This window comes from Streptosporangium subroseum, from assembly GCF_900188345.1.
Lineage (GTDB): Bacteria > Actinomycetota > Actinomycetes > Streptosporangiales > Streptosporangiaceae > Streptosporangium > Streptosporangium subroseum.
Genome location: NZ_FZOD01000008.1, coordinates 129,221 through 155,959, shown reverse-complemented (window position 1 = coordinate 155,959; position 26,739 = coordinate 129,221). Strand labels below are relative to the sequence as shown.

24 protein-coding genes are annotated in these 26,739 nt (G+C 68.7%); 12 read left to right on the top strand and 12 right to left on the bottom strand.

Translation table 11 applies throughout. The annotated features are described in order from the left end of the window. The first annotated feature begins 33 nt into the window (after positions 1–33). The 5 genes from CHC08_RS11120 (at position 34) to CHC08_RS11100 (ending at position 6,741) form a co-directional block, all read left to right on the top strand. A complete protein-coding gene (locus tag CHC08_RS11120; protein ID WP_089207139.1) occupies positions 34–1,602 on the top strand; it encodes a carboxyl transferase domain-containing protein in 1,569 nt (522 codons plus the stop codon). 47 nt (positions 1,603–1,649) lie between these two features. Next, positions 1,650–3,614, top strand: coding sequence for an acetyl/propionyl/methylcrotonyl-CoA carboxylase subunit alpha (locus CHC08_RS11115; RefSeq protein WP_089207138.1), 1,965 nt, complete (start codon positions 1,650–1,652; stop codon positions 3,612–3,614). A gap of 58 nt (positions 3,615–3,672) precedes the next feature. After that, positions 3,673–4,602, top strand: coding sequence for a hydroxymethylglutaryl-CoA lyase (locus CHC08_RS11110; protein WP_089207137.1), 930 nt, complete (start codon positions 3,673–3,675; stop codon positions 4,600–4,602). A gap of 64 nt (positions 4,603–4,666) precedes the next feature. Next, complete coding sequence (locus CHC08_RS11105) at positions 4,667–5,824, top strand: acyl-CoA dehydrogenase family protein (RefSeq protein ID WP_218825247.1); 1,158 nt, start codon at positions 4,667–4,669, stop codon at positions 5,822–5,824. 260 nt (positions 5,825–6,084) lie between these two features. Next, the gene (locus tag CHC08_RS11100; RefSeq protein ID WP_089207135.1) at positions 6,085–6,741 is read left to right on the top strand and encodes a flavodoxin family protein; all 657 of its coding nucleotides are present in this window, start codon (positions 6,085–6,087) and stop codon (positions 6,739–6,741) included. On the opposite strand, the gene CHC08_RS11095 is transcribed toward CHC08_RS11100, so the two are convergent. The 7 genes from CHC08_RS11095 to CHC08_RS48115 form a co-directional block, all read right to left on the bottom strand. Beyond that, positions 6,684–7,220 carry a hypothetical protein gene (locus tag CHC08_RS11095; protein WP_089207134.1) on the bottom strand — a complete coding sequence of 179 codons (537 nt, stop codon included), beginning with the start codon at positions 7,218–7,220 and terminating at the stop codon, positions 6,684–6,686. The genes CHC08_RS11100 and CHC08_RS11095 overlap by 58 nt on opposite strands. After that, positions 7,217–7,603 carry a carboxymuconolactone decarboxylase family protein gene (locus CHC08_RS11090; protein WP_089207133.1) on the bottom strand — a complete coding sequence of 129 codons (387 nt, stop codon included), beginning with the start codon at positions 7,601–7,603 and terminating at the stop codon, positions 7,217–7,219. Before CHC08_RS11090 ends, CHC08_RS11095 begins: the two co-directional genes overlap by 4 nt. Before the next feature lie 3 nt (positions 7,604–7,606). Further along, complete coding sequence (locus CHC08_RS11085; RefSeq protein ID WP_089207132.1) at positions 7,607–8,812, bottom strand: MFS transporter; 1,206 nt, start codon at positions 8,810–8,812, stop codon at positions 7,607–7,609. A gap of 10 nt (positions 8,813–8,822) precedes the next feature. Continuing rightward, positions 8,823–9,335: an aromatic-ring-hydroxylating dioxygenase subunit beta gene (locus tag CHC08_RS11080; protein WP_089207131.1), complete on the bottom strand. Its 513-nt coding sequence runs from the start codon at positions 9,333–9,335 to the stop codon at positions 8,823–8,825. Further along, on the bottom strand, positions 9,332–10,651 hold the full coding sequence (locus tag CHC08_RS11075; protein WP_218825245.1) for an aromatic ring-hydroxylating oxygenase subunit alpha: 1,320 nt from the start codon (positions 10,649–10,651) through the stop codon (positions 9,332–9,334). The genes CHC08_RS11080 and CHC08_RS11075 overlap by 4 nt, the downstream gene beginning before the upstream one ends. Beyond that, positions 10,648–11,814 (bottom strand): glycosyltransferase, encoded by a 1,167-nt coding sequence (locus tag CHC08_RS11070; RefSeq protein WP_089207129.1) that lies wholly within the window; start codon positions 11,812–11,814, stop codon positions 10,648–10,650. Before CHC08_RS11070 ends, CHC08_RS11075 begins: the two co-directional genes overlap by 4 nt. Positions 11,815–12,611: 797 nt before the next feature. Beyond that, positions 12,612–12,956, bottom strand: coding sequence for a hypothetical protein (locus CHC08_RS48115; protein WP_143653167.1), 345 nt, complete (start codon positions 12,954–12,956; stop codon positions 12,612–12,614). A 42-nt stretch (positions 12,957–12,998) separates the two neighbouring features. Here CHC08_RS48115 and CHC08_RS11065 point away from each other — a divergent pair, with 42 nt between their 5' ends. Beyond that, positions 12,999–13,187: a hypothetical protein gene (locus CHC08_RS11065; protein ID WP_143653166.1), complete on the top strand. Its 189-nt coding sequence runs from the start codon at positions 12,999–13,001 to the stop codon at positions 13,185–13,187. Positions 13,188–13,205: 18 nt separating this feature from the next. Here CHC08_RS11065 and CHC08_RS11060 read toward each other — a convergent pair whose 3' ends face one another. Together CHC08_RS11060 and CHC08_RS48110 are read right to left on the bottom strand one after the other, a co-directional pair. Then, positions 13,206–13,814, bottom strand: coding sequence for a hypothetical protein (locus CHC08_RS11060; RefSeq protein ID WP_143653165.1), 609 nt, complete (start codon positions 13,812–13,814; stop codon positions 13,206–13,208). A gap of 278 nt (positions 13,815–14,092) precedes the next feature. Then, positions 14,093–14,302, bottom strand: coding sequence for a zinc-binding dehydrogenase (locus tag CHC08_RS48110; protein ID WP_143653164.1), 210 nt, complete (start codon positions 14,300–14,302; stop codon positions 14,093–14,095). A 129-nt stretch (positions 14,303–14,431) separates the two neighbouring features. Here CHC08_RS48110 and CHC08_RS11050 point away from each other — a divergent pair, with 129 nt between their 5' ends. The 3 genes from CHC08_RS11050 (at position 14,432) to CHC08_RS11040 (ending at position 18,261) form a co-directional block, all read left to right on the top strand. Then, entirely contained in the window at positions 14,432–14,761 is a 330-nt protein-coding gene (locus tag CHC08_RS11050) for a hypothetical protein (protein ID WP_089207126.1), read from the top strand. Positions 14,762–15,110: 349 nt separating this feature from the next. Next, entirely contained in the window at positions 15,111–15,959 is an 849-nt protein-coding gene (locus CHC08_RS11045) for a DUF1996 domain-containing protein (protein WP_089207125.1), read from the top strand. Between the two features lie 124 nt (positions 15,960–16,083). Further along, on the top strand, positions 16,084–18,261 hold the full coding sequence (locus CHC08_RS11040) for a discoidin domain-containing protein (protein WP_089207124.1): 2,178 nt from the start codon (positions 16,084–16,086) through the stop codon (positions 18,259–18,261). On the opposite strand, the gene CHC08_RS11035 is transcribed toward CHC08_RS11040, so the two are convergent. Beyond that, a complete protein-coding gene (locus CHC08_RS11035) occupies positions 18,258–19,274 on the bottom strand; it encodes a LacI family DNA-binding transcriptional regulator (protein ID WP_089207123.1) in 1,017 nt (338 codons plus the stop codon). The two genes, CHC08_RS11040 and CHC08_RS11035, sit on opposite strands and share 4 nt — an antisense overlap. A 297-nt stretch (positions 19,275–19,571) precedes the next feature. After that, positions 19,572–20,006, bottom strand: a complete 435-nt coding sequence (locus tag CHC08_RS11030) for a hypothetical protein (protein ID WP_089207122.1) — start codon at positions 20,004–20,006, stop codon at positions 19,572–19,574. 161 nt (positions 20,007–20,167) lie between these two features. Between CHC08_RS11030 and CHC08_RS11025 the strand changes: the two genes are divergently transcribed. Genes CHC08_RS11025 through CHC08_RS11015 form a run of 3 tightly spaced genes read left to right on the top strand, consistent with a single transcriptional unit; the run spans position 20,168 to position 22,526 of the window. Next, entirely contained in the window at positions 20,168–20,818 is a 651-nt protein-coding gene (locus CHC08_RS11025) for a DUF998 domain-containing protein (protein WP_089207121.1), read from the top strand. 41 nt (positions 20,819–20,859) lie between these two features. Continuing rightward, positions 20,860–21,231, top strand: coding sequence for a YciI family protein (locus tag CHC08_RS11020; protein WP_089207120.1), 372 nt, complete (start codon positions 20,860–20,862; stop codon positions 21,229–21,231). Next, complete coding sequence (locus tag CHC08_RS11015) at positions 21,228–22,526, top strand: RNA polymerase sigma factor (protein WP_338055673.1); 1,299 nt, start codon at positions 21,228–21,230, stop codon at positions 22,524–22,526. Before CHC08_RS11020 ends, CHC08_RS11015 begins: the two co-directional genes overlap by 4 nt. A 209-nt stretch (positions 22,527–22,735) precedes the next feature. Here the strand turns inward: CHC08_RS11015 and CHC08_RS11010 are convergent, their stop codons facing one another. Next, positions 22,736–26,395 carry a S8 family serine peptidase gene (locus tag CHC08_RS11010; RefSeq protein WP_218825243.1) on the bottom strand — a complete coding sequence of 1,220 codons (3,660 nt, stop codon included), beginning with the start codon at positions 26,393–26,395 and terminating at the stop codon, positions 22,736–22,738. Positions 26,396–26,739 lie beyond the last annotated feature (344 nt).

Genomic DNA, 26,739 nt, shown 5'->3' with positions numbered 1-26,739 from the left:
CCACGGCGACGGAGCCGGACAGAGGGGGCCCGCATGAGTGGCTGGCCGGTGCTGCGAAGCGCCTGCGACCTGGGGGGCGAGAGCTTCAAGGGCAACGCGGAGGTCAACGAGCGCCTCGCCGCCGACCTGCGCGAACGGCTCGCGGTCGCCGCGCTGGGAGGTCCGCAGAAGTCGCGGGACAGGCACGTGTCCCGGGGCAAGCTGCTGCCCCGCGACCGCGTCGACGCCCTGCTCGACCCGGGCTCACGATTCCTGGAGCTCTCCCAGCTGGCCGCCACCGGCCTGTACGGCGACGAGGCCCCAGCGGCCGGGATCATCACCGGAGTGGGCCGCGTCTCCGGCCGCGAATGTGTGATCGTCGCCAACGACGCCACCGTCAAGGGCGGCACCTACTACCCGATCACGGTCAAGAAGCACCTGCGGGCTCAGGAGGTCGCTCTCCACAACAACCTGCCGTGCGTCTACCTCGTCGACTCCGGCGGCGCGTTCCTGCCCAAGCAGGACGAGGTCTTCCCCGACCGCGAGCACTTCGGCCGGATCTTCTACAACCAGGCCACCATGTCGGCGCGCAGCATCCCGCAGATCGCCGCGGTCCTCGGCTCCTGTACGGCGGGCGGCGCCTACGTCCCGGCGATGAGCGACGAGGCGGTGATCGTCCGCAACCAGGGCACGATCTTCCTCGGCGGCCCGCCGCTGGTGAAGGCCGCGACGGGCGAGGAGGTCTCCGCCGAGGACCTAGGCGGCGGCGACCTGCACGCCCGGGTCAGCGGCGTCACCGACCACCTCGCCGACGACGACCGCCACGCCCTGAAGATCGTCCGTGACATCGTGGCCACCCTCGCGCCGCGCACCCCCTCCCCGTGGGACCGCATCCCCGCAGAGGAGCCGCTCCACGACCCCCGCGACCTCTACGGCATCGTCCCCGCCGACACCCGCACGCCGTACGACGTGCGTGAGATCATCGCCCGCCTCGTGGACGGCAGCCGGTTCCTGGAGTTCAAGGCCGAGTACGGTGCCACACTCGTCACCGGCTTCGCCCACCTCCACGGCCACCCGGTCGGGATCATCGCCAACAACGGCATCCTGTTCAGCGAGTCGGCGCTCAAGGGCGCCCACTTCATCGAGCTGTGCGACCGCCGCAACATCCCCCTGGTGTTCCTGCAGAACATCAGCGGGTTCATGGTCGGCAAGGCATACGAGGCCGGGGGCATCGCCAAGCACGGCGCCAAGATGGTCACCGCCGTCGCCTGCGCCCGGGTGCCCAAGTTCACCGTCGTCATCGGCGGCTCGTTCGGAGCGGGCAACTACGCGATGGCCGGGCGCGCCTACTCACCCCGGTTCATGTGGATGTGGCCAGGGTCGCGCATCTCGGTGATGGGCGGCGAGCAGGCCGCCAACGTGCTCTCCACGGTCGGCAACGCCGATCCCGACGCCATCCGCAGGCAGTACGAGGAGCAGGGCAACCCCTACTACTCCACCGCCCGCCTCTGGGACGACGGGGTCATCGACCCCCTCGACACCCGGACCGTCCTCGGCCTGGCCCTGTCCGCCTCGGCCAACGCCCCCCTCGAACCCGTCGGCTACGGCGTCTTCCGGATGTGACCATGACCCACTCATCGGCTCCTCACCCCTCACCGGGAGCACCCGGAATGTTCGACACCGTTCTCATCGCCAACCGGGGCGAGATCGCCCTGCGGATCATCCGCACGCTCAGGAGGCTGGGCATCCGCTCCGTCGCCGTCTACAGCGACGCCGACGCCGGCGCGCGGCACGCCCGCGAGGCCGACGTCGCGCTGCGGCTCGGCGGCGGCTACCTCGACGCCGAGGCGATCCTGGCCGCCGCCGCGGAGACCGGGGCCCAGGCGGTGCACCCCGGCTACGGCTTCCTGGCCGAGAACGCGGCCTTCGCCCGGCGGTGTGCCGAGGCCGGGCTGGTGTTCGTCGGCCCGCCGCCGGAGGCCATCGAGGCCATGGGCGACAAGATCCGCGCCAAGGCCACCGTCTCGGCGGCCGGGGTCCCCGTCGTCCCCGGCGGCGCGGAACCGGACGACGACCTGGCGGCCGCCGCCGAGCGGGTCGGCTTCCCCGCGCTGATCAAGCCCTCGGCGGGCGGCGGCGGCAAGGGCATGGTGCTGGTGCGCTCCGCGGCGGAGCTGCCGGACGCGCTGGAGTCGGCCCGCCGTACGGCCGCCGCCGCGTTCGGCGACGCGACGCTGCTGATCGAGCGGTTCGTGGAGAACCCCCGGCACATCGAGATCCAGGTGATGGCCGACACGCACGGCAACGTCATTCACCTGGGCGAGCGCGAGTGCAGCCTCCAGCGCCGTCACCAGAAGATCATCGAGGAGGCGCCCTCCCCGCTACTCGACGCCGCGACCCGGGCGAGCATGGGCGCGGCGGCGGTCGAGGCCGCCAGGTCCGTCGGCTACGTCGGCGCCGGGACGGTCGAGTTCATCGTCCAGGGCGCGACCGCCGACTACTACTTCATGGAGATGAACACCCGCCTCCAGGTCGAGCACCCGGTCACCGAGCTGGTCACGGGGCTGGACCTGGTCGAGCTCCAGCTCAGGGTCGCGACCGGCGAGCCGCTCCCGCTCGCCCAGGACGAGGTACGGCTGAGCGGTCACGCCGTCGAGGCGCGCGTCTACGCCGAGGACCCCTCCCGGGGCTTCCTGCCGACCGGCGGCCGGGTCCTCGCACTCCGCGAGCCCGAAAACGTCCGCGTGGACTCCAGCCTGATGATCGGAGGCGTGGTCGGCAGCGACTACGACCCGATGCTGTCCAAGGTCATCGCCTGGGGGCCCGACCGGGCCTCCGCGCTGCGGCGGCTGGACGGGGCACTCGCCGCGACGACCGTGCTGGGTGTGCCCACCAACATCTCCTTCCTGCGCGCGCTGATCAACCACCCCGAGGTGGTCGCCGCAGACCTCGACACCGGCCTGGTCGAGCGCCACCTCGACGAGCTGGTCGCGGACGAGGGCGTCCCCGCCGACGTCCTGACCACCACGGCCCTGCTCCTGCAGCACGAGCACGTGCCCGTCGCGCCGGCCGACCCGTGGGACGTGCCCGACGGCTGGCGGCTGGGCGAGGCCGCGTGGACCACCTGGCGTCTGGAGAGCCGCGACGGCGTGGCCGAGATCCGGGTGCGCGGCCTGCCCGCCGCCGGAGCCGAGGTCCGCCCGCCCGGCGGCGACCCGGATACCTCCCTGCGAGCGACACTGTCGCGGGACGGCGGCGATCTGCTGGTCACCCTCGGCGGGACCGCGCGCCGCTACGCCGTCGCCAGGGACGGCGACACGATCTGGCTCGGCCGGGACGGCGACACCTGGGCGCTCACCCGCCGCCACCTGGGCGACCCCGCCGACCGGGCGGGCGCGGGCGGCAGCGCGGACGGAGTGGTCCGCAGCCCGATGCCCGGAACGGTGCTCGTGGTCAAGACGACCATGGGGGAGCAGGTCGCCGAGGGGCAGCCGCTGCTCATCGTCGAGGCGATGAAGATGGAGCACACCGTGACCGCACCGATCGCCGGGGTGGTCGCCGAGCTGCCGGTCCGGGCAGGTCAGGCAGTCGCGATGGACGCGGTGCTGGCCGTGGTCCGGCACGAGGAGAAGTGATGGCCATGACGCGTGAGCCGTACGAGATCAGATGGCGGGACCGGCACGAGGAGACGTCATGATGCGTGAGCCGTACGGGGTCAGGGCCGAGGGGCTCCCGGAGCGGGTCACGATCTACGAGGTCGGGCCGCGCGACGGGCTGCAGAACGAGTCGGCGGTGATCCCCGTGGAGGTCAAGGCGGAGTTCATCACCCGGCTGGCCGCCGCGGGGCACCGCGTGATCGAGGCGACCAGCTTCGTGCACCCCAAATGGGTGCCCCAGCTCGCCGACGCCTCCGAGCTGCTGGCGGGCATGGAGCGGGTCCCCGGCGTTCGCTACCCGGTGCTCGTGCCCAACGAGCGGGGCCTCGACCGGGCGCTCGAACACGGCGTCCAGGAGATCGCGATCTTCGGAAGCGCCACCGAGACCTTCGCCGCCAAGAACCTGAACCGGACGCTGGACTCGCAGTTCGAGATGTTCGAGCCGGTGGTCGCGCGGGCGCTGGAACACGGCCTGAAGGTCAGGGCTTACGTGTCGATGTGCTTCGGCGACCCGTGGGAGGGGCCGACGCCGATCGGCCAGGTGGTCACGGTGGGACGCCGGCTGCTCGACCTGGGCTGCTTCGAGCTGTCGCTCGGCGACACCATCGGCGTCGCCACGCCGGGCCACGTGAGCGCGCTGATCGAGGCCTTCGGCGGGCCGTCGCGGCTGGCGGTGCACTTCCACGACACCTACGGCCAGGCCCTGGCCAACACCCTCGCCGCCCTCCGCGAGGGCGTGACCGTGGTGGACGCCTCCACCGGAGGCATCGGCGGCTGCCCGTACGCCGAGAGCGCCACCGGCAACCTCGCCACCGAGGACCTGGTCTGGATGCTGCACGGCCTGGGCATCGAGACCGGCCTGAACCTCGAATCGCTGGTCGAGACCAGCACCTGGCTGGCCGAGAGGCTCGGTCGCCCCAGCACCTCGCGGGTCGTCCAGGCGCTGGGACCAAAACCGGCGCGCTGAGAGACCGGCCATGGGGAACGGACCCGGCGCGCCGAGCGGCCGATCACTACGTCAAGGAGTAACGATGCCCAAGCTCAACGAGGACTACGAAGACCTCCGCAAAACCGTCGAGGCGTTCGCCCGCGACGTGGTGGCCCCGGTGATCGGGGACCTCTACCAGCGCGAGGAGTTCCCCTACGACATCGTGCGGCAGATGGGCGCGATGGGCCTGTTCGGGCTGCCGATCCCGGAGGAGTACGGCGGCATGGGCGGCGACTACTTCGCGCTCTGCCTCACGCTGGAGGAACTGGCCAGGGTCGACTCCAGTGTGTCGATCACCGTGGAGGCCGCGGTGTCGCTGGGCGCGATGCCGATCTACCGGTTCGGTACGGCGGAGCAGCGTGCCGAGTGGCTGCCGCGCCTGACCTCCGGGGAGATGCTGGGCGCGTTCGGCCTCACCGAGCCGGGCGGCGGCACCGACGTGCCGGGCGGCATGCGGACCACGGCCGTGCTGGACGGGAACGAGTGGGTGATCAACGGCACGAAGGCGTTCATCACCAACTCCGGCACCGACATCACCGGCGTCGTCGGCGTGGCCGCGATCACCGGCGAGCGCGCCGATGGCAAGAAGGAGATCTCCACCATCCTGGTCCCCGCAGGGACGCCGGGCTTCACCGCCTCGAAGAAGTACTCCAAGGTCGGCTGGAACTGCTCCGACACCCGCGAGCTCTCCTTCGACAACTGCCGGGTCCCGGCCGAGAACCTGCTCGGCGAGCGCGGCCGGGGCTACGCGCAGTTCCTGCAGACCCTCGACGAGGGCCGCATCGCGATCGCCGCCCTCTCGGTCGGCCTGGCCCAGGGCTGCGTGGACGAGTCCCTGCGCTACGTCCGCGAACGCCAGGCCTTCGGCCACCCGATCGGCCACTACCAAGCCATCCAGTTCAAGATCGCCGACATGGAGGTCCGCACCCACACCGCCCGCCTGGCCTACTACCACGCGGCGGAGAAAATGCTGGCCGGTGAACCGTTCAAGAAGGAGGCGGCCATCGCCAAGCTCGTCGCCGGCGACGCGGCCATGGACAACGCCCGCGACGCCACCCAGATCTTCGGCGGCTACGGATTCATGAACGAGTATCCGGTCGGCCGCTTCTACCGCGACGCCAAGATCCTGGAGATCGGCGAGGGCACCAGCGAGGTCCAGCGCATGCTCATCGCCAGGGAGCTGGGCCTGAGCGGCCTCTGATCTGCGGGTACACGGGACGGCGGCGGCCACTCGCCGGCCGCGGAGACCATCCCGGAACCAACTCCGTTCCGTCCCTGTTCCGTCAGACGCGGAGTGAGGCCGGAGCAGGCGGTCATCGATCGCCTGCTCGTGGTTTTTCGATACCCGTTTCGGTGGTGCTCAGTTGTGGGTAGGTTGAGGCTGCCTCAGTGTGCGGCCACGGGGGCTTCGTCAGGTGGCTGGTCTTGGGTGGCGCTGCGCAGACAGGGGAGACCCTCCGGATGAAGATCATTGCGTTGTCCTGCACGCAGAAGCGTCTCCCCTCGCTGACCGACGCGCTGCTCGAGGCGGCGATCACCGGTGTCGTCCGGGAGGTCGGCGACGCGGAGATCCAGCGGATTCGGTTGATCGACCATCGCATCGCGATGTGCGAAGGCGAGGACACCTGCCTTGATCCCGAGGTGGGCCGGTGCACGCTCGACGACGACTTCGAGCATGTCGTCGATCTGGCCGAGGGCGCGCAGGCGATGCTGCTCGCCATGCCGGTGTACGCGGGGAACGTACCCGCGGTGCTGAAGATCTTCCAGGAACGCTTGAAGAGCTTCATGAACGCCAGGCAACGCCCGTTCGGCAACCTGCTGGTGGGGACGATCGTGCATTCGCGCACGATGCTGACCGAGCCCGCACTGGCATCGTTGTTCCCGTGGTACCTGCGCCTGCAGAACAAGAACGTGGCGTCGGCGTGCTTCACCCAGAACGATCACCAGGATCTGACCCGCACCGCGGCGCTCGACCTGTGTGTGGCCGTGGGCCGGCAACTCGGCATGACGCTCGACGTCAGCCGGTCGCCGGCCAACGACCGCACGGCACTGCCGTTGGTTCAATCACCGGCTCGTCCGCGGTGCGGTGACCCGGCCGTGTCCTCTCCTGGAGCGTGAGGAGATTCCGCGCGCCAGGTGCACCCGTCGCCCGCCTGTTCGCACGACACCGTGACGTCCGGTTCCACATAGCGGGCGGCGATGGCGGTGTTGAGTTCCTGGCAGTACGGGCACGGTGACGAGAACGTCAGTACGACGCCGGCGCGGGCGGCCCGTTTGCGGTACCGGAGGATCCCACAGTCGGCGTTGCGCAGGACGGTGCCCGAGGGCTGGGGCTCACGGGTCACCGCCGAGTCGTACAGCAACAGCTGACGTTGCAGCCGGGTCATGAAGTGATCGGTGGCGGATACCCCGGCGGGCCGTTGCGCCTGCAGTAGCTCCGCGGTGATGCGGGAGTTCGCCTGGATCCACGCGGCCAGGCCTTCTTCGCCGTGCTCTCCCAGGATGAACTCCTCTGCGGCCGCCTGGGCCTCGAAGAACCGCTGGCGCCACAGGTCGACCTTCTCGGCCGGGTCGAGGGGAGACGGTTCACCGGTCATGGTCCGGCGTCCTCCCCGGTGGCGTCGTCCAGCTCGGCGAAGACCTCCTGGGCGACGCGCAGCCCGTTGTTGGCGACCGGCCAGCCACCGTAGTAGGCGAGCTGAATGATGACTTCGACGATCTTCTCTCGCGACATCCCGAGGTGCAGGGCGGCACCGATGTGGCCGCGCAACTCCCAATCGGTCCGCGCCAGCGTGACCGCGGTCAGCGCGACCAGTTCGCGCTCCTCGACGCTCAGGTGCGGGCGGGTCCAGATCTCGCCGAACAAGTGGTCGACGGTGATCTGCAGGAACTCCGGGTAGGAACCCGGGCGCGGTTCGCGGCCGAAGACCTGCTGGAACATGGCCTCACCCCGCTCATGTCGGGCAGACGGCTGATTCATCGATCAACTCCTTCGTGTTGGCCGAACAGTTGTCAACGTCCACGACGCCACGAAGGCGACGACCAGCAGGGCGGCGCCGCTGCCGAAGGCGGCCGGAACACTCACCCGCTCGGCGATGAGCCCAACGACGACCGGGCCGACCACGGCGCCGACATCGGTGCACATCGAGAAGACGGCGACGCCACTGCCGGCCCGGCCGGCGACGACGTCACCGATCAGCGCGGCCGGTGCGGCGTTGAGCAGCGCTGATCCCGCCGCGTACACACTAAGCAGGACGACGAGCCAGGCGTACCCGTCCACGAACACCAAGGCTGTGATCGCCGCCGCAGCCACGCCGGTGCCGACGATCATGGCGGGCCGGCGGCCGGCCCGATCGACAACCCGGCCGGCCGGCATGATCAGCAGCGCCTGAACGACGGCGGATATCGTGAACGCCCACCCGACCCACGTCACGTCATGTCGCCACGCCACAACCACCGTGGGGACCAGTGCGCTGCGCAGCCCGAACAGGACCCATCCCTGTGCCAACGCTGCGAGGCAAGCCACCACGTAGCGTCGATCCCGCAGCAGGACCGGTAGCCGGACCACGTCACGGCCAGGCTCCGCGCCGGCGGTTCGGCCGGTGCGGAGCACCGCCGACGTCAGTACCGCGGCGGCCAGCAACAGCACGGCGTACGCCACGAACGGCGCGGAGAGGGCGATGAGAGAAAGGAGCCCGCCCAGCGCCGGTCCGCAGATCCCGCCGAGCAGGAAGCCTGCTTCGAACACGGCGCCGGCCCGGCCCCGCCGGTCGGCCGGCGCGATCGCCAGGAGTGTCGCCAGTGCGGACACCGAGAACAGCACTGAGCCGACGCCGCCGAGGCTGCGGAACACGAGCAGCTGCCCGTAGGACCCGGCGAACGCCGTCAGAGCCGAGGAGACCGTACATAGCAGCAGGCCGGCGATCAGGACTCGCCGCTCCCCGAACCGAACTCCGAGCCGGCCGCAGAACGGGCTGGTGGCCAGCCGCATCAACGCGAACAGGGCGACGAGCGCTCCGATCTGGGTGGGCCCGGCCCCGAACGTCGCCGCGTACACCGGGAGCACCGGGAGCACCAGCCCCAGTCCCAACATGACGCAGCCACCGACGACACTGAGGATGTAGATCTCGCGAGGGAGACTCGGCTGGGCGGCGGCAACGGGTGGGACGCTGCCAGGGCCGGCCGCCATCACTGTCCGATCACAGGATGATGCTGAGCTTTCCGTGCTCGTACAACGTCTCGTGGTCGAGCACCACGACCCGTCTCCGGACCCGAAACGACTCGCCCTCGACGACAAGCTCGAACCGGCATTTTCCGACGTAGGAGTCAGAGCGCCCATGTCCGAACCGGTACACGACGACATTCGCCGCCACGTCGAGGTGCGTGCCCCGGTCGGTCAGGATCTCCACGTTGCTGATCATCCGATTCGTCCGCGACCGAGGGTTCTCGCACCACACCTCACCGTTGAGTAGTTGTTCGATCCGCTGGCGTAGCCGGGCAGCATCGTCGTCGATGAGCCCGAGCGCATCGGCCGTCTCGCCGCGGACGTCGGTGGCCGGCACCGAGTAGCGGATGTCGTCGGTCAGCATCTCGTCGTACCACTCGAGCAGGCGCCACTCGTCGAGCAGCCGTGCCTCACGGAAAAGGAACTGGCTCACCCGGTGCCACAGCCGCACCTGGGCCGCTTCGTCGACCGTCAGCTCGGTGGTCATCGTGGTTCTGCCCCTTGCGTCTCGGCCCGGTGAGCGACCTCGAGGTGACCGTCGTCGCCGTGCATCAGCCGGTCCCACTGCCGCCAGAACTCGCGGGCGGGAAGCTCGTCGGTTGTCTCCGGGACCTTTTTGTTCATACCGCGTGACAGATCCGAGTAGCGGACCGTGCGGTTGAGATAACCCCGCTGGCACGACTCGACGATCTCGATGTCGTCGGGAGTGGCGAAGCCGGCGGGGCCGAGGAACGTCAGGTAGTGACTCTTGCGGAGTTCCCGGATGTCCGGATCCTCGTCCTTGGGGGCCAGGGCGACCGAGGTGATGGCCATCTGGCCGGCGCCGACCGGATCGATCTTGCGGATCGTGATCGCGATCGCGTCGATGATCATCAAGTTGGGGAAGATCAGTACCGCACGATTGGTGCCGGTGATCCGTTCGGCGCGTTCGGCGCCGAACCGGTCGACGAACCGTGCGGCCGTCGCCTCGATCCGCGGCCGGACCTCGGTGCCGAACATCGGCGTCCAGTAGGCGAGCGGGCGGGCTGCCGCCGGTGGCAGCTCGTTGGCTCCATGCCCCAGTCCGAGGGCGCAGCCGAAGCCGCCTCGTCGTTGTGGTGGCACCGACCCCAGCGACTCCATGTAGCCGACGTAACGCTTGTGCAGGGCCCGGAAGTGGTAGATGTCGACGCTGTTCTCCATCATGAGCTTCCAGTTGGCCCGAGCCCCGTGGAGTTGCGCACCTTGGATCACCTCCATCCCGACCTCGGACTGGTCGTCGATCAGATCGAGGTACTCCGTCGCACCCGCCAGGTACTCGGTCAAGGTGCGCGGCTGCTCCGGATCGAAGGTGACGAACACGAAACCGCGGTAACCGTCACTACGGTGCTGCGCCAGGCCGAAGTCCGCCTTCCGAAAACCTGGCCCGTACCCGTCCGGGATCGGGACCCCGACCAGGTCGCCCCGGTTGGAGAACGTCCAGTCGTGATACGGGCACCGGAACGATCTGGCCTGCCCGGCCGGCTGCGAGCAGATCAGAGCCCCGCGGTGAGTGCAGCTGTTCGCGAACACCCGGATCACCCCGTCGGACCCGCGCGCCATGACCACCGGGCGCCCGCCGACGTCGCGTGCCACGTAGGAGCCCGGCCCGGGCACCTCTGATTCGTGCCCGACGTACAACCAGCAGCGATCGAAGATCCTGCTCATCTCCCGTGCGGCCAGGTCGTCGTCGGTGTAGGCGCGGCGATCCACCCGGAACGAGAGGTGCTCAAGATCATCGATCACGATCGGGTCGCTCACCGGCCGCTGCCGCTCGATCGTCACTGCTCCTCCTTCCGCTGTAACGTCTCGACCGTGCCGATGACCAGCTCGGCCGTGCGCACGGCGGAATCGCCGCACTCCGGCTGCGCGGCGCGCAGCCGGGCCCGGTAGTCCCGGGCGGGATCGAGCAGATCGGTGACGGCGTCGGTGACCGCCTGCTCGGTGACGCCGGCCGGCTCCAACGCCGTCCCGAAGCCCGCTCTACCCACGAAGTACGCCTGGACAGGCTGATCCACGGCCAGCGGGATCACCAGCATCGGTGTCGCCGCCCGGATCGACTCCGCCACGGAGTTGTATCCGCCATGGGTGATGAACACGTCGGCGCGCTCGAGCACCTCACGTTGCGGCACATACGGGGCGGTGAGCACTTCGTCGGGCAGCGCGAGCTCCTCGGCGAGATCTCCTACCGCGGCGATCACCTGTGCACCGGTCGCCGCCGCCCCGGTGATCACCGTGCGCAGCAGGTCCGGCCGCCGGTAGAAGATCGTGCCGAAGGAGACGTACACCACCGGGCGGTCGGGGTCGATCCGATCCAGGCCCGAGAAGGCGACCTCGTCGCCGCGGGTCCCCGCCGCACCCGGCAACCCGACCAGCCGCACACCGTCGTCGGTGACCGCGTCGTCCCCGACGAGAGCGGGAATCGTCGGCATCAAATTGAGAATCGGCGAACGCGCCGAATGGGTCCGGGCCGACCACAACACCCCGTGCCCGGTCAGATAGTCGCCGACCTGCTCGTCGTACGCCCAGCGACCTCGTCGATGCTCGCTCGGGCATACTCCACCCAGGTTGGCCCAGATCATCCCGTACGGCACGCCGGACGCCTGTGCGCCGACCATGGCCGACGCCGTGACCGGCAGCGAGTCGACGAGCACGAAGTCCGGCGCCGTCGCGCGGAGCGCGTCGGCCGTCTGGTCCGCCACCGGCGACGACTGGAGCATCGGGCCGATCTTCGCCGGGTCGCCGCTCCACGGCGCCATCTCGACCTGCCCGATCACGTCGACCTGCGCCTTGCCCAAGGCCTCGCGACGCTGCTCGTCAAGCGAGCCGCCGTCTGCGGACAACAGCAGCAGCGCAACCTCACTGCCGGCGTTTTGGAGCGCATTGACCACCGGAACATACGGGTTCAGGTGACCATGCTGAGTCGTGGTGAGAAGGGCGACACGCATCAGATTTCCGATCCATCGAAAGAAAACGACCAGGCCGACTTAAGATCTGGCTCCGGACGCACCACGGCAGCCACGACCGCGACACCCCCTGCCTTCGGAAACGAGTCGAGACGGCGACGCGCGAACGGCGGAACTCCGCCCCCGGACAGGCGAAAGCGCCCGGCAGGCGAAAGGGGCCGTCGACGTCCAGGTACTGCTACGAGGCTCTACGCATTCCCCGCCATCGCTGAGGGGGCACATCGATCGACGCTATTCGGAACAACCTCGAAACAACCGGGTTCACCACTTGCCCTCCAGGCAGTTTCGTAAAGCCTGCCGGGATGTGCAATCGATGTCAACGCCTCGCAACTGTCAGCTACCACCACTCTGGTGGACGTAACTTTGTCAAGGACGGCTATAGGACGTCTTACGCGACAGATGAGCGTCCCGCGACAGAGCCAGTGCCGGCTCAGTAGGCGAGACCGACGTCACTCAATTTCCTGTCCGCGAGGCATTGTGAAATGATCAAGAACGGTTTCAGTCATAACCGCAGATCAACAGGCCTAAGCGGCCCTGATCGCAACCGCTCTCTGACTACGGTCTCTGCTATCTGACCAGGGTGATCGGTCCGCCTGAAAAGCGGAAGGTCGGGCTGTCGCGCCGTTTCAGATGCTCGGACCTGATGCCTTCTCAGACAAGGCTTTGCCGGGTATAATTAACGGCCTCGAACATAGGGCCAGACCTCCAAAGACACAGCCATTCAAGAACGGACAGAGGAAGCTCGTACGGAACGCATAGCAGGGTGTCGCGAAGGGTGTTCACTGACGGAAATTCTGCAGGGCGTCCATGGCACTTACGGCACTCTCTGCGTTCCGCCAGGCTGAATAGCTTGGGTCGATGACCATGGCGCACACAGTTGCGACGATCATTGGCCATGGTGGCATTCCCATTTGATGGGAACCGTGCGACTTTGCTTTCATGGTTAAGTAGGAAATCGGGGAGCGCCGGCCGTACTTTTTGTCGAAGTCCAGAAAAGTATTGGTGCGGTCTTTCACATGCTTGGAAAAGGCGTCGAGATGGCCATATCCCATTTCTTGCAGCGTTCGTCCGCCGGTCGCCCACGGGCGGTTTCGGTCGAGCATGTGATCCTCGAAGGAGAACAAGACATACTTGTTTTCAGACGCTGATAAGCGCACCGCGTGTTCATGAAGCGCAGTGCTCTCGGCGAACGAAGGTGGGACGAGGACCGCGGAGGCGAGTACGCGAGCTGGGGAACGTCCACGTTCTATCCGGCGCTCGACGAAGAGGGGTACGCCCATGTGCAAGTCGAGGTCTACGCCAACGGCACAGTGATCGCCTACGACTCGGATATAGCAGGAGGATTCAGGGCGTAGGTTATGACCCCCGTTTGGTTACTTGAAGTCGCGGCGTGCCGCTGGGGACAGCAGGAGAGCCGTGACCACGATGGGGATTGCCACGAAGAACACCGCCTGCAGGACGGACACCCTCCACTCGGGAGTCTGGGTGTGGGCTGCCCAGCCTGGGCCTCGTACCAGGAGGGACAGTTCGGCCAGCAGTTGTGAGAAGAAGGCGGCGCAAGCGCAGACCGACATGACGACCGCGGCCCAGCGGGCGGTGGCCCGCCGACGCAGGACGCCTACGGCGAGCGCTGTCAGGCTGACGATGAGGATCGCGGTCGGTGGGAGTAAGACCATGACGAGGATCCCGTCCATCTCCACGGCTTCGCGGCGAGCCACGTCCCAAAGGGCCGCTGACAACACCGCGCCGCCTATCAGGAAGGCCGCCGCCGCGGTGGTCGCCCAGGACGCCCGATGCTCTGCGCGTTCGGGGCGAGGTGTGCCCTGCGTGAGCAGATCTCGCGCGGCGATGCCGACCAGGACACCGGCGACGGCGCCGAAGGGGGCGCCGATGGTGGCCAGCCCGCCGATTCCCAGACCGAAGATCGTTGACGTCTCGGGCCCGATTACGGCTCCGGCGACCGCGCCTGCGATGGCGGCCATCCCTGTGTGGTGCGGACGCAACGGGTTGAGGCCCGCTGCCTTCGATACTTTCGTCTCCATGCCTTGAGAGTGGGGGGCGAGGGCTCCGCAGGCTATCCGTTCTCGTACTCAGATGGCAGGGGGGTTCTGATACTCAACTACACGACGGCGAAGCACGGCAACCGGACCGTGCATTCTCATGCAGCCCCCGGGCCGTAAGCGAACGGCTCCGCCGTCGCACCCCGCACGGCTCCGGGCTTGGTACGCGTCGATGATTGAGTCGGGAGCCCTTGGTGGACTCAGGGCACAAGGAGGATGCGGCCGAGTTGGGAGCGGCTTTCCATGATCCGATGCGCTTCGGCCGCCTTGTCGAGCGGCAGCCGGGCGTGCAGCCTGGCGCGTAGTCTCCCCTCGACCGCGTGCTGAGTGACCTGGTCCATGTCCTCGCGTGCTTGCTTCGGTGCGGCGGCGCGCCAGGCGAACAGTGAGAACCCCGCTACCGATCTCATTGCGAAAATGCTGGTCAGCGGGATGTCGGTTGCCCGCCGCCGGCTGCTCCGTAGACGACGGCCCGGCCGGACGGTGCCAGGAGGTCGAGGCTGCGCGCCAGGACACGGCCGCCGACGGAGTCCAGGACGATGTCGACTCCTCCTGGCGCGGGCCACGCCGCCACGGCGGCGCCCAGGCCGGAGTGGAAGGAGCAGGGCGAGCATCGGGGCGAGGGCGGTGACCATGTTCCGGACTCGCGGGACGACCATCCCGTCTACCGGTTCTGGCACGGCCACACCAGCGCGCTGATCGCCGCGCGGCGCCCCGACCTGGACGGGGAGCTGCTGGCGCACATCCTGCTGGGTAGCCTTCACGGCGAACCGGTCCTGCGGCTTCTGGAGCGCGGAGAGGCGCCGCGGCTGGCCGCGTCGCTGCGCGTCATGGCTGCCGGGATGCTCGCGGCCCCTGCCCCCTCCTGAGGCGAACCGGCCGAGAAGCCATACATCTCCCCGATCGCTACAGCGCGGCATATGCCACGTTTGGTCTGTCAATCGGGGAAGCACAGGCATCACGGCGGGGGGACCTCGGAGGCGATGAGTGGGCGGTGCTCGAGCCGCTTTCACATCTGTTTCATCCGCGCACGATCCTCCCGGCGTAACGGTCCATCGTGGAGTCTCATACACGCGCTCTGACCTGCCTGGAAACGATCACTTGAAGGCGGCCGGGGGTCCGGTGGCAAATTTTGGCAAGCGCTTTCCGTCGCAACATTGCCGTAATAAAGTCCGGATTCCACCCCATTTCTGATGCTCAAATCGCCAAAGAGGTGTCATGAGTATTCGCACCCTCGCGGCCGCGACGGCCGCACTCGTCCTGACAGCGACAGGCACCGCGCAAGCGGCCGGTGCTGTACAGGCGGCCGACGATCCGCCGTTCGCCCAGTACCAGGAGATGCACGCGAACTGCACCGTCACCCACCGGCTCAGCGACGACCCGATCGTGTTCCCGGGCCTGCCGGGCGCGTCGCACAACCACACTTTCGTCGGCAACCCCACCACCACCGCGAACTCCACCCCGCAGGCGCTGGTCGGCGGGGCGACGTCCTGCGAGGACACGCTCGACGCGTCGGGATACTGGTTCCCGACGTTGCTGCAGAACGGCACCGTACGGCTGCCGGACAAGCCAACGATCTACTACAAGTCCGGCGTCAAGGACTACCGCACCGTCAAGCCGTTCCCGCCCGGGTTCCGGCTCGTCGTCGGCGATGCCCGCGCGACGGACGCCGCCGCGTACGAGGGAACCTGGAAGTGCCCCGGTTACACGGGCAGTGTCTTCCCGGCATCGTGTCCGAGCGGCACCTCCCTGGTCGCCCGGCTGAAGGCGCCGAGCTGCTGGGACGGCGTGCACCTGGACAGCGCCGACCACAAATCCCACATGGCCTGGCCGGTCCGCGGAGTCTGCCCGGCGGACCACCCCGTACCCCTGCCCATGCTCGAAGCCAAGGTCCCGTATCCGCTGCCCGGCGGGAACACCAGCGGTCTGTCCCTCGCCTCGGGTGCCGCGTACACCTTCCACTACGACTTCATGAACGGGTGGGACGCGCCGCGCCAGGCCTACCTCGTGGGCTACTGCATCAACGGCGGACGCCAGTGCAACGGCTACGGGCAGGACCCGGAGTAGTCGTAACGCCCGGCAACACCGTCATCTTCATCTCGCAGGTGATTCGTCGGCGGCGCCCATCCCGGGCGCCGCCCGTACAAGCATGCCGCCGTTGCCCGCGGCGGCCCCCCGGCAGGGAGAAACCATGCGTGCCTCACCCCTCCGCCGCCGACTGCTGGCCGGCATCGCCACCATGGCGCTGGCCGTCACCGGCATGGTCGTCACGCCGAGCGCCGCCCCCGCGAGCGCGGCCGCGTGCGAGACCACCACGGACATCGCTCTCAACAAACCCGCGACCGCCTCCTCGGTCCAGGGCAACGGCTATCTGCCCGCCAAAGCCGTCGACGGCGACGCCGCCACCCGATGGTCGAGCCAGTCCAGCGATCCGCAGTGGATACAGGTCGACCTCGGGCCGAACACCGCGGTCTGCCGGGTGGTCGTCAACTGGCAGACGTCGTACGCCAGAGCCTTCCGCCTGGAGCTGTCCGACGACGGCAACCAGTGGACGACCCTCTACTCCACCACCGCCAACACCGGCGGCATACAGACCATCGACGCCGCCGGCACCGGTCGCTACCTGCGCGTGTACGGCACGCAGCGCGCCACCGGATACGGCTACTCCATCAAGGAGCTGACCGTCCACGGGGGAAGCTCGGGTGGCGGCGACTGCCAGACGCCGCCACCGGTGTCCCAGGACTTCGGGCCCAACGTGGTCGTGTTCGATCCGTCGATGTCCAGTACGACCATCCAGAGCAGGCTGGACGCCATCTTCGCCCAGACCGAGAGCGCCCAGTTCGGTAACTACCGCTATGCGGTGATGTTCAAGCCGGGCACCTACAGCGGCATCAACGCCAACACCGGCTTCTACACCTCCGTGCTGGGCCTGGGCCGCAACCCGGACGACGTCACGATCAACGGCGACGTGACGGTGGACGCCGGCTGGTTCGGTGGCAACGCCACCCAGAACTTCTGGCGCTCGCTCGACAACCTGGCGATCGTGCCCAGCCACACCGCCAATCGATGGGCGGTGTCGCAGGCCGCGCCGATGCGCCGGGTGCACATCCGCGGTGACCTCAACCTGGCCCCCAACGGGTACGGCTGGGCCAGCGGCGGTTACATCGCCGACAGCAAGATCGACGGGAACGTCGGCCCCTACTCCCAGCAGCAGTGGTACACCCGTGACAGCCAGATCGGCGGCTGGGTCAACGGCGTGTGGAACATGGTGTTCTCCGGCGTGAAGGGCGCCCCGGCCAACAGCTTCCCCAGCCCGCCGTACACGACCCTGTCGACCACCCCGGTCGTGCGGGAGAAGCCCTACCTGTACCTCAACGGCGGCGACTACCACGTGTTCGTGCCCAGCCTGCGAACCAACGCCTCCGGTACGACCTGGTCGGGCGGGTCGACACCGGGCACCTCCGTGCCGCTGACCCAGTTCTACCTCGCACGACCGTCCGACTCGGCGGCGACCCTCAACAATGCCCTGTCCTGCGGCATGAACCTGCTGTTCACGCCGGGTGTCTACCATCTGAGCCAGACGCTGAAGGTGACCCGGCCGGACACCGTCGTGCTGGGCATCGGCTACCCGACGCTGATCCCGGACAACGGCATCAGCGCGATGACCGTCGCCGACGTCGACGGCGTCAAGCTCGCCGGGCTGCTGTTCGACGCGGGCCCGGTGAACTCGCCGTCCCTGTTGCAGGTCGGGCCGGCCGGCGTGACCGCCGGCCACGCCGCGAACCCGACCACGCTGCAGGACGTGTTCTTCCGCGTCGGCGGAGCCGGGCCGGGGAAGGTCACCACGGCGCTGATCGTCAACAGCGCCAACACGATCATCGATCACATCTGGGCATGGCGCGCCGATCACGGCAGCGGGGTCGGGTGGACGGTCAACCCGGCCGACACGGGCCTGATCGTCAACGGCGCCAACGTCTCCGCATACGGGCTGTTCGTCGAGCACTTCAACAAGTACGAGGTGATCTGGAACGGCCAAGGCGGGCGGACTATCTTCTTCCAGAACGAGATGCCCTACGACCCGCCGAGCCAGGCCGCGTGGCGCAGTGACGGGCGCGGGTACGCCGCGTACAAGGTGGCCGATTCGGTGACGTCACACGAGGCCTGGGGCATGGGCAGCTACTGCGTGTTCACCGCCGACCCGAGCATCGTGTCCGAGCGCGGCTTCGAGGCGCCCACCAGTCCGAACGTGAAGTTCCATAACATCCTGACCATCTCGCTGGGCAAGGGCTCGATCGAGCACGTCATCAACAACACCGGCGCGTCGACCGGTACCACCGTCAAGCCGGTGAACGTCGTCAGCTACCCCTAGCGCGGGGCGGGACCCGTCGACTCGCGCACGATCAGGTGCGTCGGCAACACGGCCGATTGCCGTGTCGCCGGCGCACTGTCGTTGAGGCGTGCCAGCAGCATCGACACCGCCACCCGCCCGGCCTGCTCGATCGGGGCGGCGAGCGTGGTGAGGGTGGGGTGGCAGAAATCCGCCCCGAACATGTCGTCACAGCCGACGACGCTGATCTCACCGGGCACGCCGACACCGCGCTCACGCAGCCGCGTGAGCATCCCGATGGCAAGAAGGTCGTTGAAGGCGATACACGCCGTGGCGCGGGTGTTGATCAGTGCGTCGGCGGCGGCCGATCCGGACATCCGACCGGCCGGGAAGGGACCGAGACGGCGTACCGGCAGCCCATGCCGGGCCGCCGCCGCGATCAGCGAACGCCACCGGGCCTCATTGGACCAGGAGTTCTCCGGGCCGGACATGTAGACGATGTCGCTGTGCCCGAGCGAGATCAGGTGCTCGGTCGCCTGCGCCACACCGGAGGGGGAGTCGAGCACCACGCTTTCGACACCGCGCACCATGCGGTTGACCGCCACCAGCGGCAGCTCGGTGGCCAACGCCGCGAGCAGGCGATGCGACAGCCGCGAGGTGGCCATGATCGCTCCGTCGATCGACTGCCGCATCTTGGACAGCATGTGAGACTCCAGTTCGCCGGAATTCTCGGTGTCGATGAGCAGGTGGGCGTAGCCCGCGGCTTTGAGCTGGTGCTGTGTGCCCCGGATCAGCCCGAAGTAGAACGGGTTGGTCACGTCGGACACCAGGACCGCGACGGTTTCGGTGCGCCCCGAGGTCAAGGCGCGGGCGTGGGTGTTGGGCACATAGGACAGTTCGCGGGCCACGGCCACGATGCGCTCGCGGGTGGCCGCGTTCACCCGGCCGGGCCGGGACAGCGCGCGGGACACGGTGGACGCGGCGAAGCCCGTGGCCTCCGCGATGTCATTGATCGTGACACGTCGTGGTCGCTTTACGCTGTCGCGATTGTCCATGCACGGAAGAAAACACGGCATGGCATGAATGGCAACCGTTTGCCTGCCTTGATTATCAGGCGCTCACGACGGTGGCGATCCCGGTTGAGCACGTCCGGGCCGCTACCGTGCCGATCGCTTGACGGGAGGGTTGTTGCGCGCGGAGATGATGTCAGTGGATGCGCGGACTTAATGTCAGTGACTGGCTGCCGATCACCTTGGCCGGCCGGCAGTTCGATGCTCGTGCTCGGGCACCGAACTGCCGGCCAGACGCTCCCGGTTCGTCTCGGCCTGTCGGATCGGCGACGTGAGCCGAGGTCAGATCCGGGTCATGGTGGATTCGTATCCGCCTCCGCCGGGGTAGACCCAGGCGCCGGTGACGGTGGTGCCATCGGTGCTGAATGTGCCTTCGTAGTAGGCGGGGCCGCCCTTCGCGCCGCCCCAGATGGTCAGCTTGTCGCCGGTGAGTTCGTACACGTAGTCGAGGGTGTTGCCGGTCGAGTCGTAGAAGCGCGACACCACGTCCGTGCCGGCCGGCTCGCCGAACGGGCGCAGGTTGCCGATGACTTCCAGGCCGGTGACAGGCTGGCCGAACTGGGTGAGCTCGACGTGCTGGAGGAGGAAGAAGCCGCCGGGCATCCACTCGTACCGCACGGTTCCCTCGGCGCCGCCGGTGACCGCCCAGGTGCCGACCAGGCGATCCAGGGCCTTCACATCGGCGCTCGGCTGGTAGGTCTCCGTCATCTCGGACATCTCATGCTCCTTGTCGCTTTGGTGACTGCTCGCCGATACCTCGGAGCCCGTTTGCGAGCTTCGACATGATCCGGGTGTGTTTCAGATCACATCGCGGTCGTGTCGAGAGCCCAGGTTCGGCACCGAGGTAGCGGCAGGAAACACCCATCAAGGAGGAAGTCATGGCCACCACCGCAGCCACCACCGGCGTCCCCGCCGTCCGCCGCCCGGCCGGCCGCTCGCTGTTGCTCGCCGGCGCCCTGGCCGGGCCGGTGTTCTTCGCCTCGGCGACCATCCAGATGCTCACCCGCGAGGGCTTCGACATCACCCGCCATCCGATCAGTCAGCTCTCGACCGGCGACCTTGGCTGGATCCAGATCGCCACGTTCGTGCTCGCCGGCTTGGGCGGCCTGGCGTTGGCCGGCGGTGTCAGGCGCACCGTCACCGAGGGGATCGGCCGGCGGGCGCTGCCCATCCTCGTCGGGATCTTCGGGGCCGGGATGATCGCCGCGGGCGTGTTCACCATGGACCCGGAAAACGGCTTTCCCGCCGGAACTCCCGACGGGCCGGTGGCCCAGATGTCCTGGCACGGCATCACGCACTCGGCCGCGGCCGCCGTCTCCTTCACCGCGCTGGCCATCGCCGCCATCGTGCTGGCCGTCCGATGCGCCCGCCGCCGGGCCGTGCCGGCGGCCATCGGCAACGGCGCCGCCGCGCTCGTCCTGCTGCTGCCCATGTCGCCCGATCACATGAGCATCCAGATCGCCGTCAACGGCCTGGTCGCCTTCACCTGGACGACCGTCCTGGCCCTGTCCCTGCGTCGCTCCGCCTGACCTCGCGTACGCTTTCCCGAACGTTCGAAAGAGGATCCACCATGAAGTACCTGCTGCTCAGCCACACCCCGGTCGCGGCCTGGGACGCCGCGACCGCTGACACCCCGTCGGAGGAGGCGCTGGCGGCGTTCGCCGCCTACCAGAAGTTCGAGCAGGAACTGATCGCCACCGGCGAGTTCGTCAGCAGCGAGGGCCTCGGCCATCCCGCGGTCAGCACCACGGTCCGCAAGACCGCTGACGGCGTGGTGGCGACCGACGGGCCGTTCGCCGAACTGAAGGAGGTCCTGGCCAGCTTCGCCGTCATCGACGTGGCCGGCCAGGAACGAGCCGTGGAGATCGTCTCGCGGATCGTCGAGGTGCTGGGTGAGCCGATCGAGATCCGGCCGATCATGGGCGAGGACTTCACGGCGTGACCGATCATGCCGAACCGGCGGCCGGCAGCGCGGCGGGAAAGGCGCACGCGAGCATGAACGCCGGCATCGAGCACCTGCTGCGCGTCGAGGCGCCACAGGTGCTCGGCGCGCTGGTGCGGCGTTTCGGCCGCTTCGACGTCGCCGAGGACGCGGTGCAGGAGGCAGTGCTCACCGCGAGCCGCATCTGGCCGGCCGACGGCGTGCCGGACAATCCACGCAGCTGGCTGATTCGCATCGGCTATCGGCGGATGGTCGATCTGCTCCGCGCCGACCGGTCCCGGCGCCGACGTGAGCAGGAGGCCGGCGTCGCCGAGCTGGCCATGCGGGAACCGGACCGCCGGCCGGGCGCCGCGCGGGAGACCGACGACAGCCTCGCCCTGCTGCTGCTCTGCTGCCACCCGGCACTGAGCGCCGCCTCCCAGGTGGCGCTCACGCTGCGGGCCGTGGGCGGCCTCACGACCGCCGAGATCGCGCATGCCCATGGAATCCCGGAGAACACCATGGGCACCCGGATCAGCCGCGCCAAGCAGCGGCTGGCCCGCGCCGGCGCCCGCTTCACCCCGCCGACCGACACCGACCGCGACAGCCGGATGGCCGCGGCGATGCAGGTGCTCTACCTGATCTTCAACGAGGGCTACACCGCCTCCGTCGGCGACCGGCTCGCCCGCGTCGACCTGACCGGCGAGGCCATCCGGCTGACCCGCATGCTCCACGCCTCCGTGCCCGCCGACGCCGAGGTCACCGGCCTGCTCGCGCTGATGCTGCTCACCGAGGCCCGTCGTCCCGCCCGCACCGGTGGCCACGACGAGCTGGTGCCCTTGGATGAGCAGGACCGGACGCGATGGGACTGCGACCTCATCCGCGAGGGCACCGAGCTGATCGACAGCGTCTGGGACCGCCGCGAGGTCGGCCCCTACCAGCTGCAGGCGGCGATCGCGGCCATGCACGCTGCGGCGACCTCGCCGCAGCAGACCGACTGGCCGCAGATCGCGGCGCTCTACCTGTGGCTCGAACGGCTCAACCCCACCCCACCGGTACGGCTGAGCCGGGTGGTGGCCGTGGCCAAAGCGTACGGGCCGATTCGAGGACTGGCCCTGCTCGACGACCTCAACCGCCGCTTCCAGCTCGACCAGGACCCGCTGATCCGGCGACGCGAACGCGCGGTGAACGCTCACCTGCTCCAGATGACCGGCGACGCGGCCGGCGCGGCAGGGCTGTACCGTGAGGCGGCCTCCCTGACCGGCAACCTGGTCGAGCAGCGATATCTGCTCGACCAGGCCGACCGCCTGGGCTGAGGACGCGGGCGTGGCGCGCTCCCACCGGCACGGAGCCGTACGACACCCGCCGCCCCGCAGGGGAGAGGTTGATCCAGAACTCTGGATGATCGCGCTGCACCGGTTCCGCCGCCTACGCATCCGCTGGGAGATCCGTGACGACATCCACGAGGCCTTCAGGCCCTCGCCGCGATCATCTGCCGGTGACGCCTCACCCGCCGATCGTTCTTCTAGGACTTTTCGAGGCCGAAGGCCCGGGTGACGGTCTGGGTGACGCCGCCGCCGTTTCGCTGCTTGGCAGTGACCCGGATGGATACGTAGTCGGCTCGGTACGGCGCGCTCAGAGACGTCTGCCAGGTGCCCTTCTTCTCCTTCAGGCTCTGCCGCTGCCAGGTGGCCCCGTCGTCGTAGGAGACCTCGAGCATGAGCGAGGAGAGAGCATCCTGAGCGGAGTCGCTGCCGAGCACCACCGGCGTGATGGAGAAGTCCGACGTGCGCTCCGCCCTGCCTTCGGCATCCAGGTCCGTTCCGTAGTCCAGCTGGACCAGCGGGATGGCCTGCACCCCCTCGGGGACACCGGAGGTGAACCTCCACTCGGTCTGGGTGGCGGTGGAGTAGGGGCTGACCTTGGCGTCACCCTTCGTCTCGACGACCAGCCGGTACGGCAGTTTCTGCGGTGCCAGGTCACCGACGTTGAGCGTGGGCCAACCTTCGACCTGGACCAGTTGCCTGTCGCCCTGGTACATCGAGATCGTCTGCGGCATGCCGGTCCCGCCGCTGTGTGCGGCTCCCGCGTCGCCGAATCCCTGGATGTAGGCGCTGAGTCCGTACTCGCCGCGGAACGGGAGGTCGGTGCTGATCAGACGTGGCCGTGTGATGGGGCCGAACCAGCGATCCTTCTGCACGCTGCCCGGCCGGTAGGACAGCCGGTCGGTCTGAGACCTCCCCCAGTCCTCCAGGCCTGCGGACTGCTGCCAGATGATTCCGTCTCCGGCGGAGACCCAGTCGGTACGCCGCCCCGGGGCGACCGGCTCCGAGGAGAACGGGACGGCCGAGTACCACTCGTACGGCGGGAAGTCCACCCGTGACTCGGTGACCTGCTTCCCGGAAGGCGGCGTGAACTCGAGATCGATCCGGGCGAGGTCGCGGGGATCCGTCTTGGCCGAGGGGTCCTTGGGCACCCCTCCAAGGTGGTAGTCGACCAGGTCGTACAGGTACTTCGGCGCCGGGTGGGCCTCGACCGCCAGCCGTATCCCGTTCCTGCCCGCGGTGGTGATCTCGTTGATCAGCTCTTCTCCCTCGTCCATGGTCACCGAGGCGACCGGGATCCGCCCGGTCGACACGGCGTCGGGGTCGCCGTACCAGGCGCTCTTCCGGCCGGCGCCGTCGTTGACCACCAGGAGCATCGCCGCACCGGCGGTGTGCGCCGCCGCTGCCCGATCCGTGGGGGCCACGGCGTCGCCGCCGCGTACGACCACGGCCTTGCCGCGGGCGGACAGGCCGGCGTAGTCGGCCGGTGAGCCGGTGCCGGCGAAGACGGCGTCCAGGCGCGAGGTGCCGTCCCGCATCGGCTGGGAACCAGGCTGCACGAGGGCGTCGTCGAGGCGGTGACCGCGGTAGGTGATCTCCAGTGGCGTCTGCTCGGCGCGGAACCTGGTGGTGAGGACGAAGCTGCCCTTCTTCACCTTCTCCTTGCTCGGGAGGGCCCACAGGCTGTCGTAGGTGGCGGGGGGCATGATCGTCTCACGCAGGGCATCCCCGTCGTCGGGCGTGGGCCGGCTCGAGGTGAAGGAGCGGTAGAGGTCGATCCTGCTGCTGACGACGGCGGTCGGCTGGGGTGTCGCCACCTTCACCTGGCGCGCCTGCGAGGCGTCGAGCTCCACGTTCCGGTCGGCCGTCAGGTCGACTTCGGGAGCGGTCAGCATCGCGAGCCCGAGGGAGTGGGGTCCATGCAGACCTTCCACGTCCGCGAGGGAGACGACGGTGTAGGAGCCGGGGGCCCAGCGGCTGGTGAGCGTCCCGTTCGGGACCCACATGAAGGTGGTGCCTCCGTCGGCGCTCCTGATCTCGACCTCGCCGCTCAGGGGCCGACCGGCGCGGTCCTTCAGGTGGACGGTGAGGTTGTGCTTTTTGGATTCAACGGAGACGCCTACGACCGTGTGCACTTCATCGGTTGCGTGCCGTGCTCTGACCTGGACGGCGTACTGGCCCGATGCGAGCCCGTTCGGGTCCACCGTGACGTCGACCGTCGAGGTTCCGCGCGCGGGCACGGTGACGTGGTCGGCGGCTACCGTGAACGCCCGTGCGGGGGAGTCGCCATGGTCGACGGAGAGATCCAAAGTGATGGGGCTGTCCGTGGTGTTGGTATAGGTGATCTTCCGCTTGATCGGCTGCCGCTGCGTACCGGACGACCACGGGACGAGCCCCGCGTCCACCGACCCGGTCGCGATGATCTGGTCCCGCCGGTACGCGGCGGCCACGTTCAGCCGGCCGGTGCCGGCCTGGTAGGGGCTGTAGTCGGGGGTCGGCACGCTGGTGCTCATCAGAGCGTTCTTGATCTGCTGCCCGGTCCACTCCGGGTGTTTCTGGGCCAGCAGGACCGCTGCCCCGGCGACGTGGGGCGTCGCCATGGAGGTGCCGCTCTCCAGGCGGTAATAGCCTTCGCCCCAGCTCATGTACTGCGAGCGGGCCGCCAGCACGTCCACGCCGGGAGCGGTCAGGTCGGGCTTGAGGGCGTCGTCGTTCATGCGTGGCCCGGCACTGGAAAACTCGGCGAGGTGGTCGGACGCGTCCACCGCGCCGACGGTGAGCGCGGCGTCCGCGGTTCCCGGCGCGGCAAGGCTGTAGGGATCGAGTCCGTCGTTGCCCGCGGCGATGACAAAGAGCGCGCCCGTCTCGGCGCTCAGCCGGTTCACGGCCTGGCTCATCGGATCGTCCTGGGTGTGCCAGTCGCTGACGCCCAGACTCATGCTGATCACCTTGGCGTGCTCGGTCCGCGCCGCCCACTCCATGCCCGCGACGATGCCCGACACCGATCCGGAACCGGTGTCGCCGAGGACCTTGCCCACCAGCAGATCGGCGCGGGGGGCGACTCCCTGCTCCTTACCGCCGGAAGCGGCGCCCGTCCCGGACAGGGTGGAGGCGGTGTGGGTCCCGTGCCCGTTCCGGTCGACGACGTCCTCGCCGGGGACGAAGCTCTTGGACGCCGCAATGCGGTCCACGAGGTCCGGATGGGTGGTGTCCACCCCACTGTCCAGGATGGCAACCCGGACCCCGGCGCCCGTGCCTCCCGCGGTCCAGGCCGCGGGGGCGCCGATCTGCGCGGTGGTATCGGCGAGGGTCGCCTCCGCCTTGCCGTCGAGCCACACCTTGTCGACGCCGGCGGCGAAGGGGGGCGCCACCGCGGTATCCGGCGTGCCAGTGATCCGGCCCGCCGGCGGCGGGCCGCCGTGCCCGGCGCCGGTGAGAGCCGACCAGAAGGCCGCGGCTTTCGACCGGTGGGCGCGGACCGCCTCACCGCGGATGGAGGGAAGGCTCAGCGTGGTCTCGGCACCCGGCAGCGCGGTGCTGGGCTGCGGGGTGGACAGGCCGTTCGTGGTGCCGGGCCTGAGGGTGGCCGAATCCTCCGTGTGGGTGACGATCAAAGGGAGTTCACTGCTGTGCGCGTCGTCGTAGCCCTGGGCTATCAACTGGGTCACGTCGAAGAGTTGCTTGTCAAGTCGACCGGCCGCAATGTAGGCCACAGCCTCGTCGGGGTACACATAGGTGTCCCCATCCTCGGTGGCGATGCGCACCGAGCCCGTGGCCTCCGGCGCGCGCTCGACGTTCACCGAGGGGGTTCCATGAGATCCCTGAGTCACCGTCACCTTGTCGCCAGTGATCAACGTCACCGTGGCAGGCTCAGGGTGCGCGCTGCCGGTTGGGGCCGACGTCACCGTGGGCGGTTGAACAAGAGGAGCACTGTGAGCCGCCGCAGGGGTGACCACAACGGCAACAAGGGCCGCGGCTACTGACGCCGCAGACCTCCGGGTAAAAACTGGTCTCACACTGCCTCCAGAGTTGATGATCGAAGGAATCCGATCACCACTGGAGAGACCATGTAAAGTACTTGAAATTATTACTTTCTTACCATATTGTGCACTTTCGTTTACTTCTCGGATATATGACCGCATATCGGACAGTCGCCTGATAGGCGCCCCCGTGGGGCCCATGAGTGCGGGCTCGGCATCCGCGA

Coding starts and splice junctions, on each gene's coding strand:
- CHC08_RS11120 (WP_089207139.1), top strand. CDS start 34: ATGAGTGGCTGGCCGGTGCTGCGAAGCGCCTGCGACCTGGGGGGCGAG.
- CHC08_RS11115 (WP_089207138.1), top strand. CDS start 1,650: ATGTTCGACACCGTTCTCATCGCCAACCGGGGCGAGATCGCCCTGCGG.
- CHC08_RS11110 (WP_089207137.1), top strand. CDS start 3,673: ATGATGCGTGAGCCGTACGGGGTCAGGGCCGAGGGGCTCCCGGAGCGG.
- CHC08_RS11105 (WP_218825247.1), top strand. CDS start 4,667: ATGCCCAAGCTCAACGAGGACTACGAAGACCTCCGCAAAACCGTCGAG.
- CHC08_RS11100 (WP_089207135.1), top strand. CDS start 6,085: ATGAAGATCATTGCGTTGTCCTGCACGCAGAAGCGTCTCCCCTCGCTG.
- CHC08_RS11095 (WP_089207134.1), bottom strand. CDS start 7,220: ATGACCGGTGAACCGTCTCCCCTCGACCCGGCCGAGAAGGTCGACCTG.
- CHC08_RS11090 (WP_089207133.1), bottom strand. CDS start 7,603: ATGAATCAGCCGTCTGCCCGACATGAGCGGGGTGAGGCCATGTTCCAG.
- CHC08_RS11085 (WP_089207132.1), bottom strand. CDS start 8,812: ATGGCGGCCGGCCCTGGCAGCGTCCCACCCGTTGCCGCCGCCCAGCCG.
- CHC08_RS11080 (WP_089207131.1), bottom strand. CDS start 9,335: ATGACCACCGAGCTGACGGTCGACGAAGCGGCCCAGGTGCGGCTGTGG.
- CHC08_RS11070 (WP_089207129.1), bottom strand. CDS start 11,814: ATGCGTGTCGCCCTTCTCACCACGACTCAGCATGGTCACCTGAACCCG.
- CHC08_RS11065 (WP_143653166.1), top strand. CDS start 12,999: ATGAAGCGCAGTGCTCTCGGCGAACGAAGGTGGGACGAGGACCGCGGA.
- CHC08_RS11060 (WP_143653165.1), bottom strand. CDS start 13,814: ATGGCCGCCATCGCAGGCGCGGTCGCCGGAGCCGTAATCGGGCCCGAG.
- CHC08_RS48110 (WP_143653164.1), bottom strand. CDS start 14,302: ATGAGATCGGTAGCGGGGTTCTCACTGTTCGCCTGGCGCGCCGCCGCA.
- CHC08_RS11050 (WP_089207126.1), top strand. CDS start 14,432: ATGTCGACTCCTCCTGGCGCGGGCCACGCCGCCACGGCGGCGCCCAGG.
- CHC08_RS11045 (WP_089207125.1), top strand. CDS start 15,111: ATGAGTATTCGCACCCTCGCGGCCGCGACGGCCGCACTCGTCCTGACA.
- CHC08_RS11040 (WP_089207124.1), top strand. CDS start 16,084: ATGCGTGCCTCACCCCTCCGCCGCCGACTGCTGGCCGGCATCGCCACC.
- CHC08_RS11035 (WP_089207123.1), bottom strand. CDS start 19,274: ATGGACAATCGCGACAGCGTAAAGCGACCACGACGTGTCACGATCAAT.
- CHC08_RS11030 (WP_089207122.1), bottom strand. CDS start 20,006: ATGTCCGAGATGACGGAGACCTACCAGCCGAGCGCCGATGTGAAGGCC.
- CHC08_RS11025 (WP_089207121.1), top strand. CDS start 20,168: ATGGCCACCACCGCAGCCACCACCGGCGTCCCCGCCGTCCGCCGCCCG.
- CHC08_RS11020 (WP_089207120.1), top strand. CDS start 20,860: ATGAAGTACCTGCTGCTCAGCCACACCCCGGTCGCGGCCTGGGACGCC.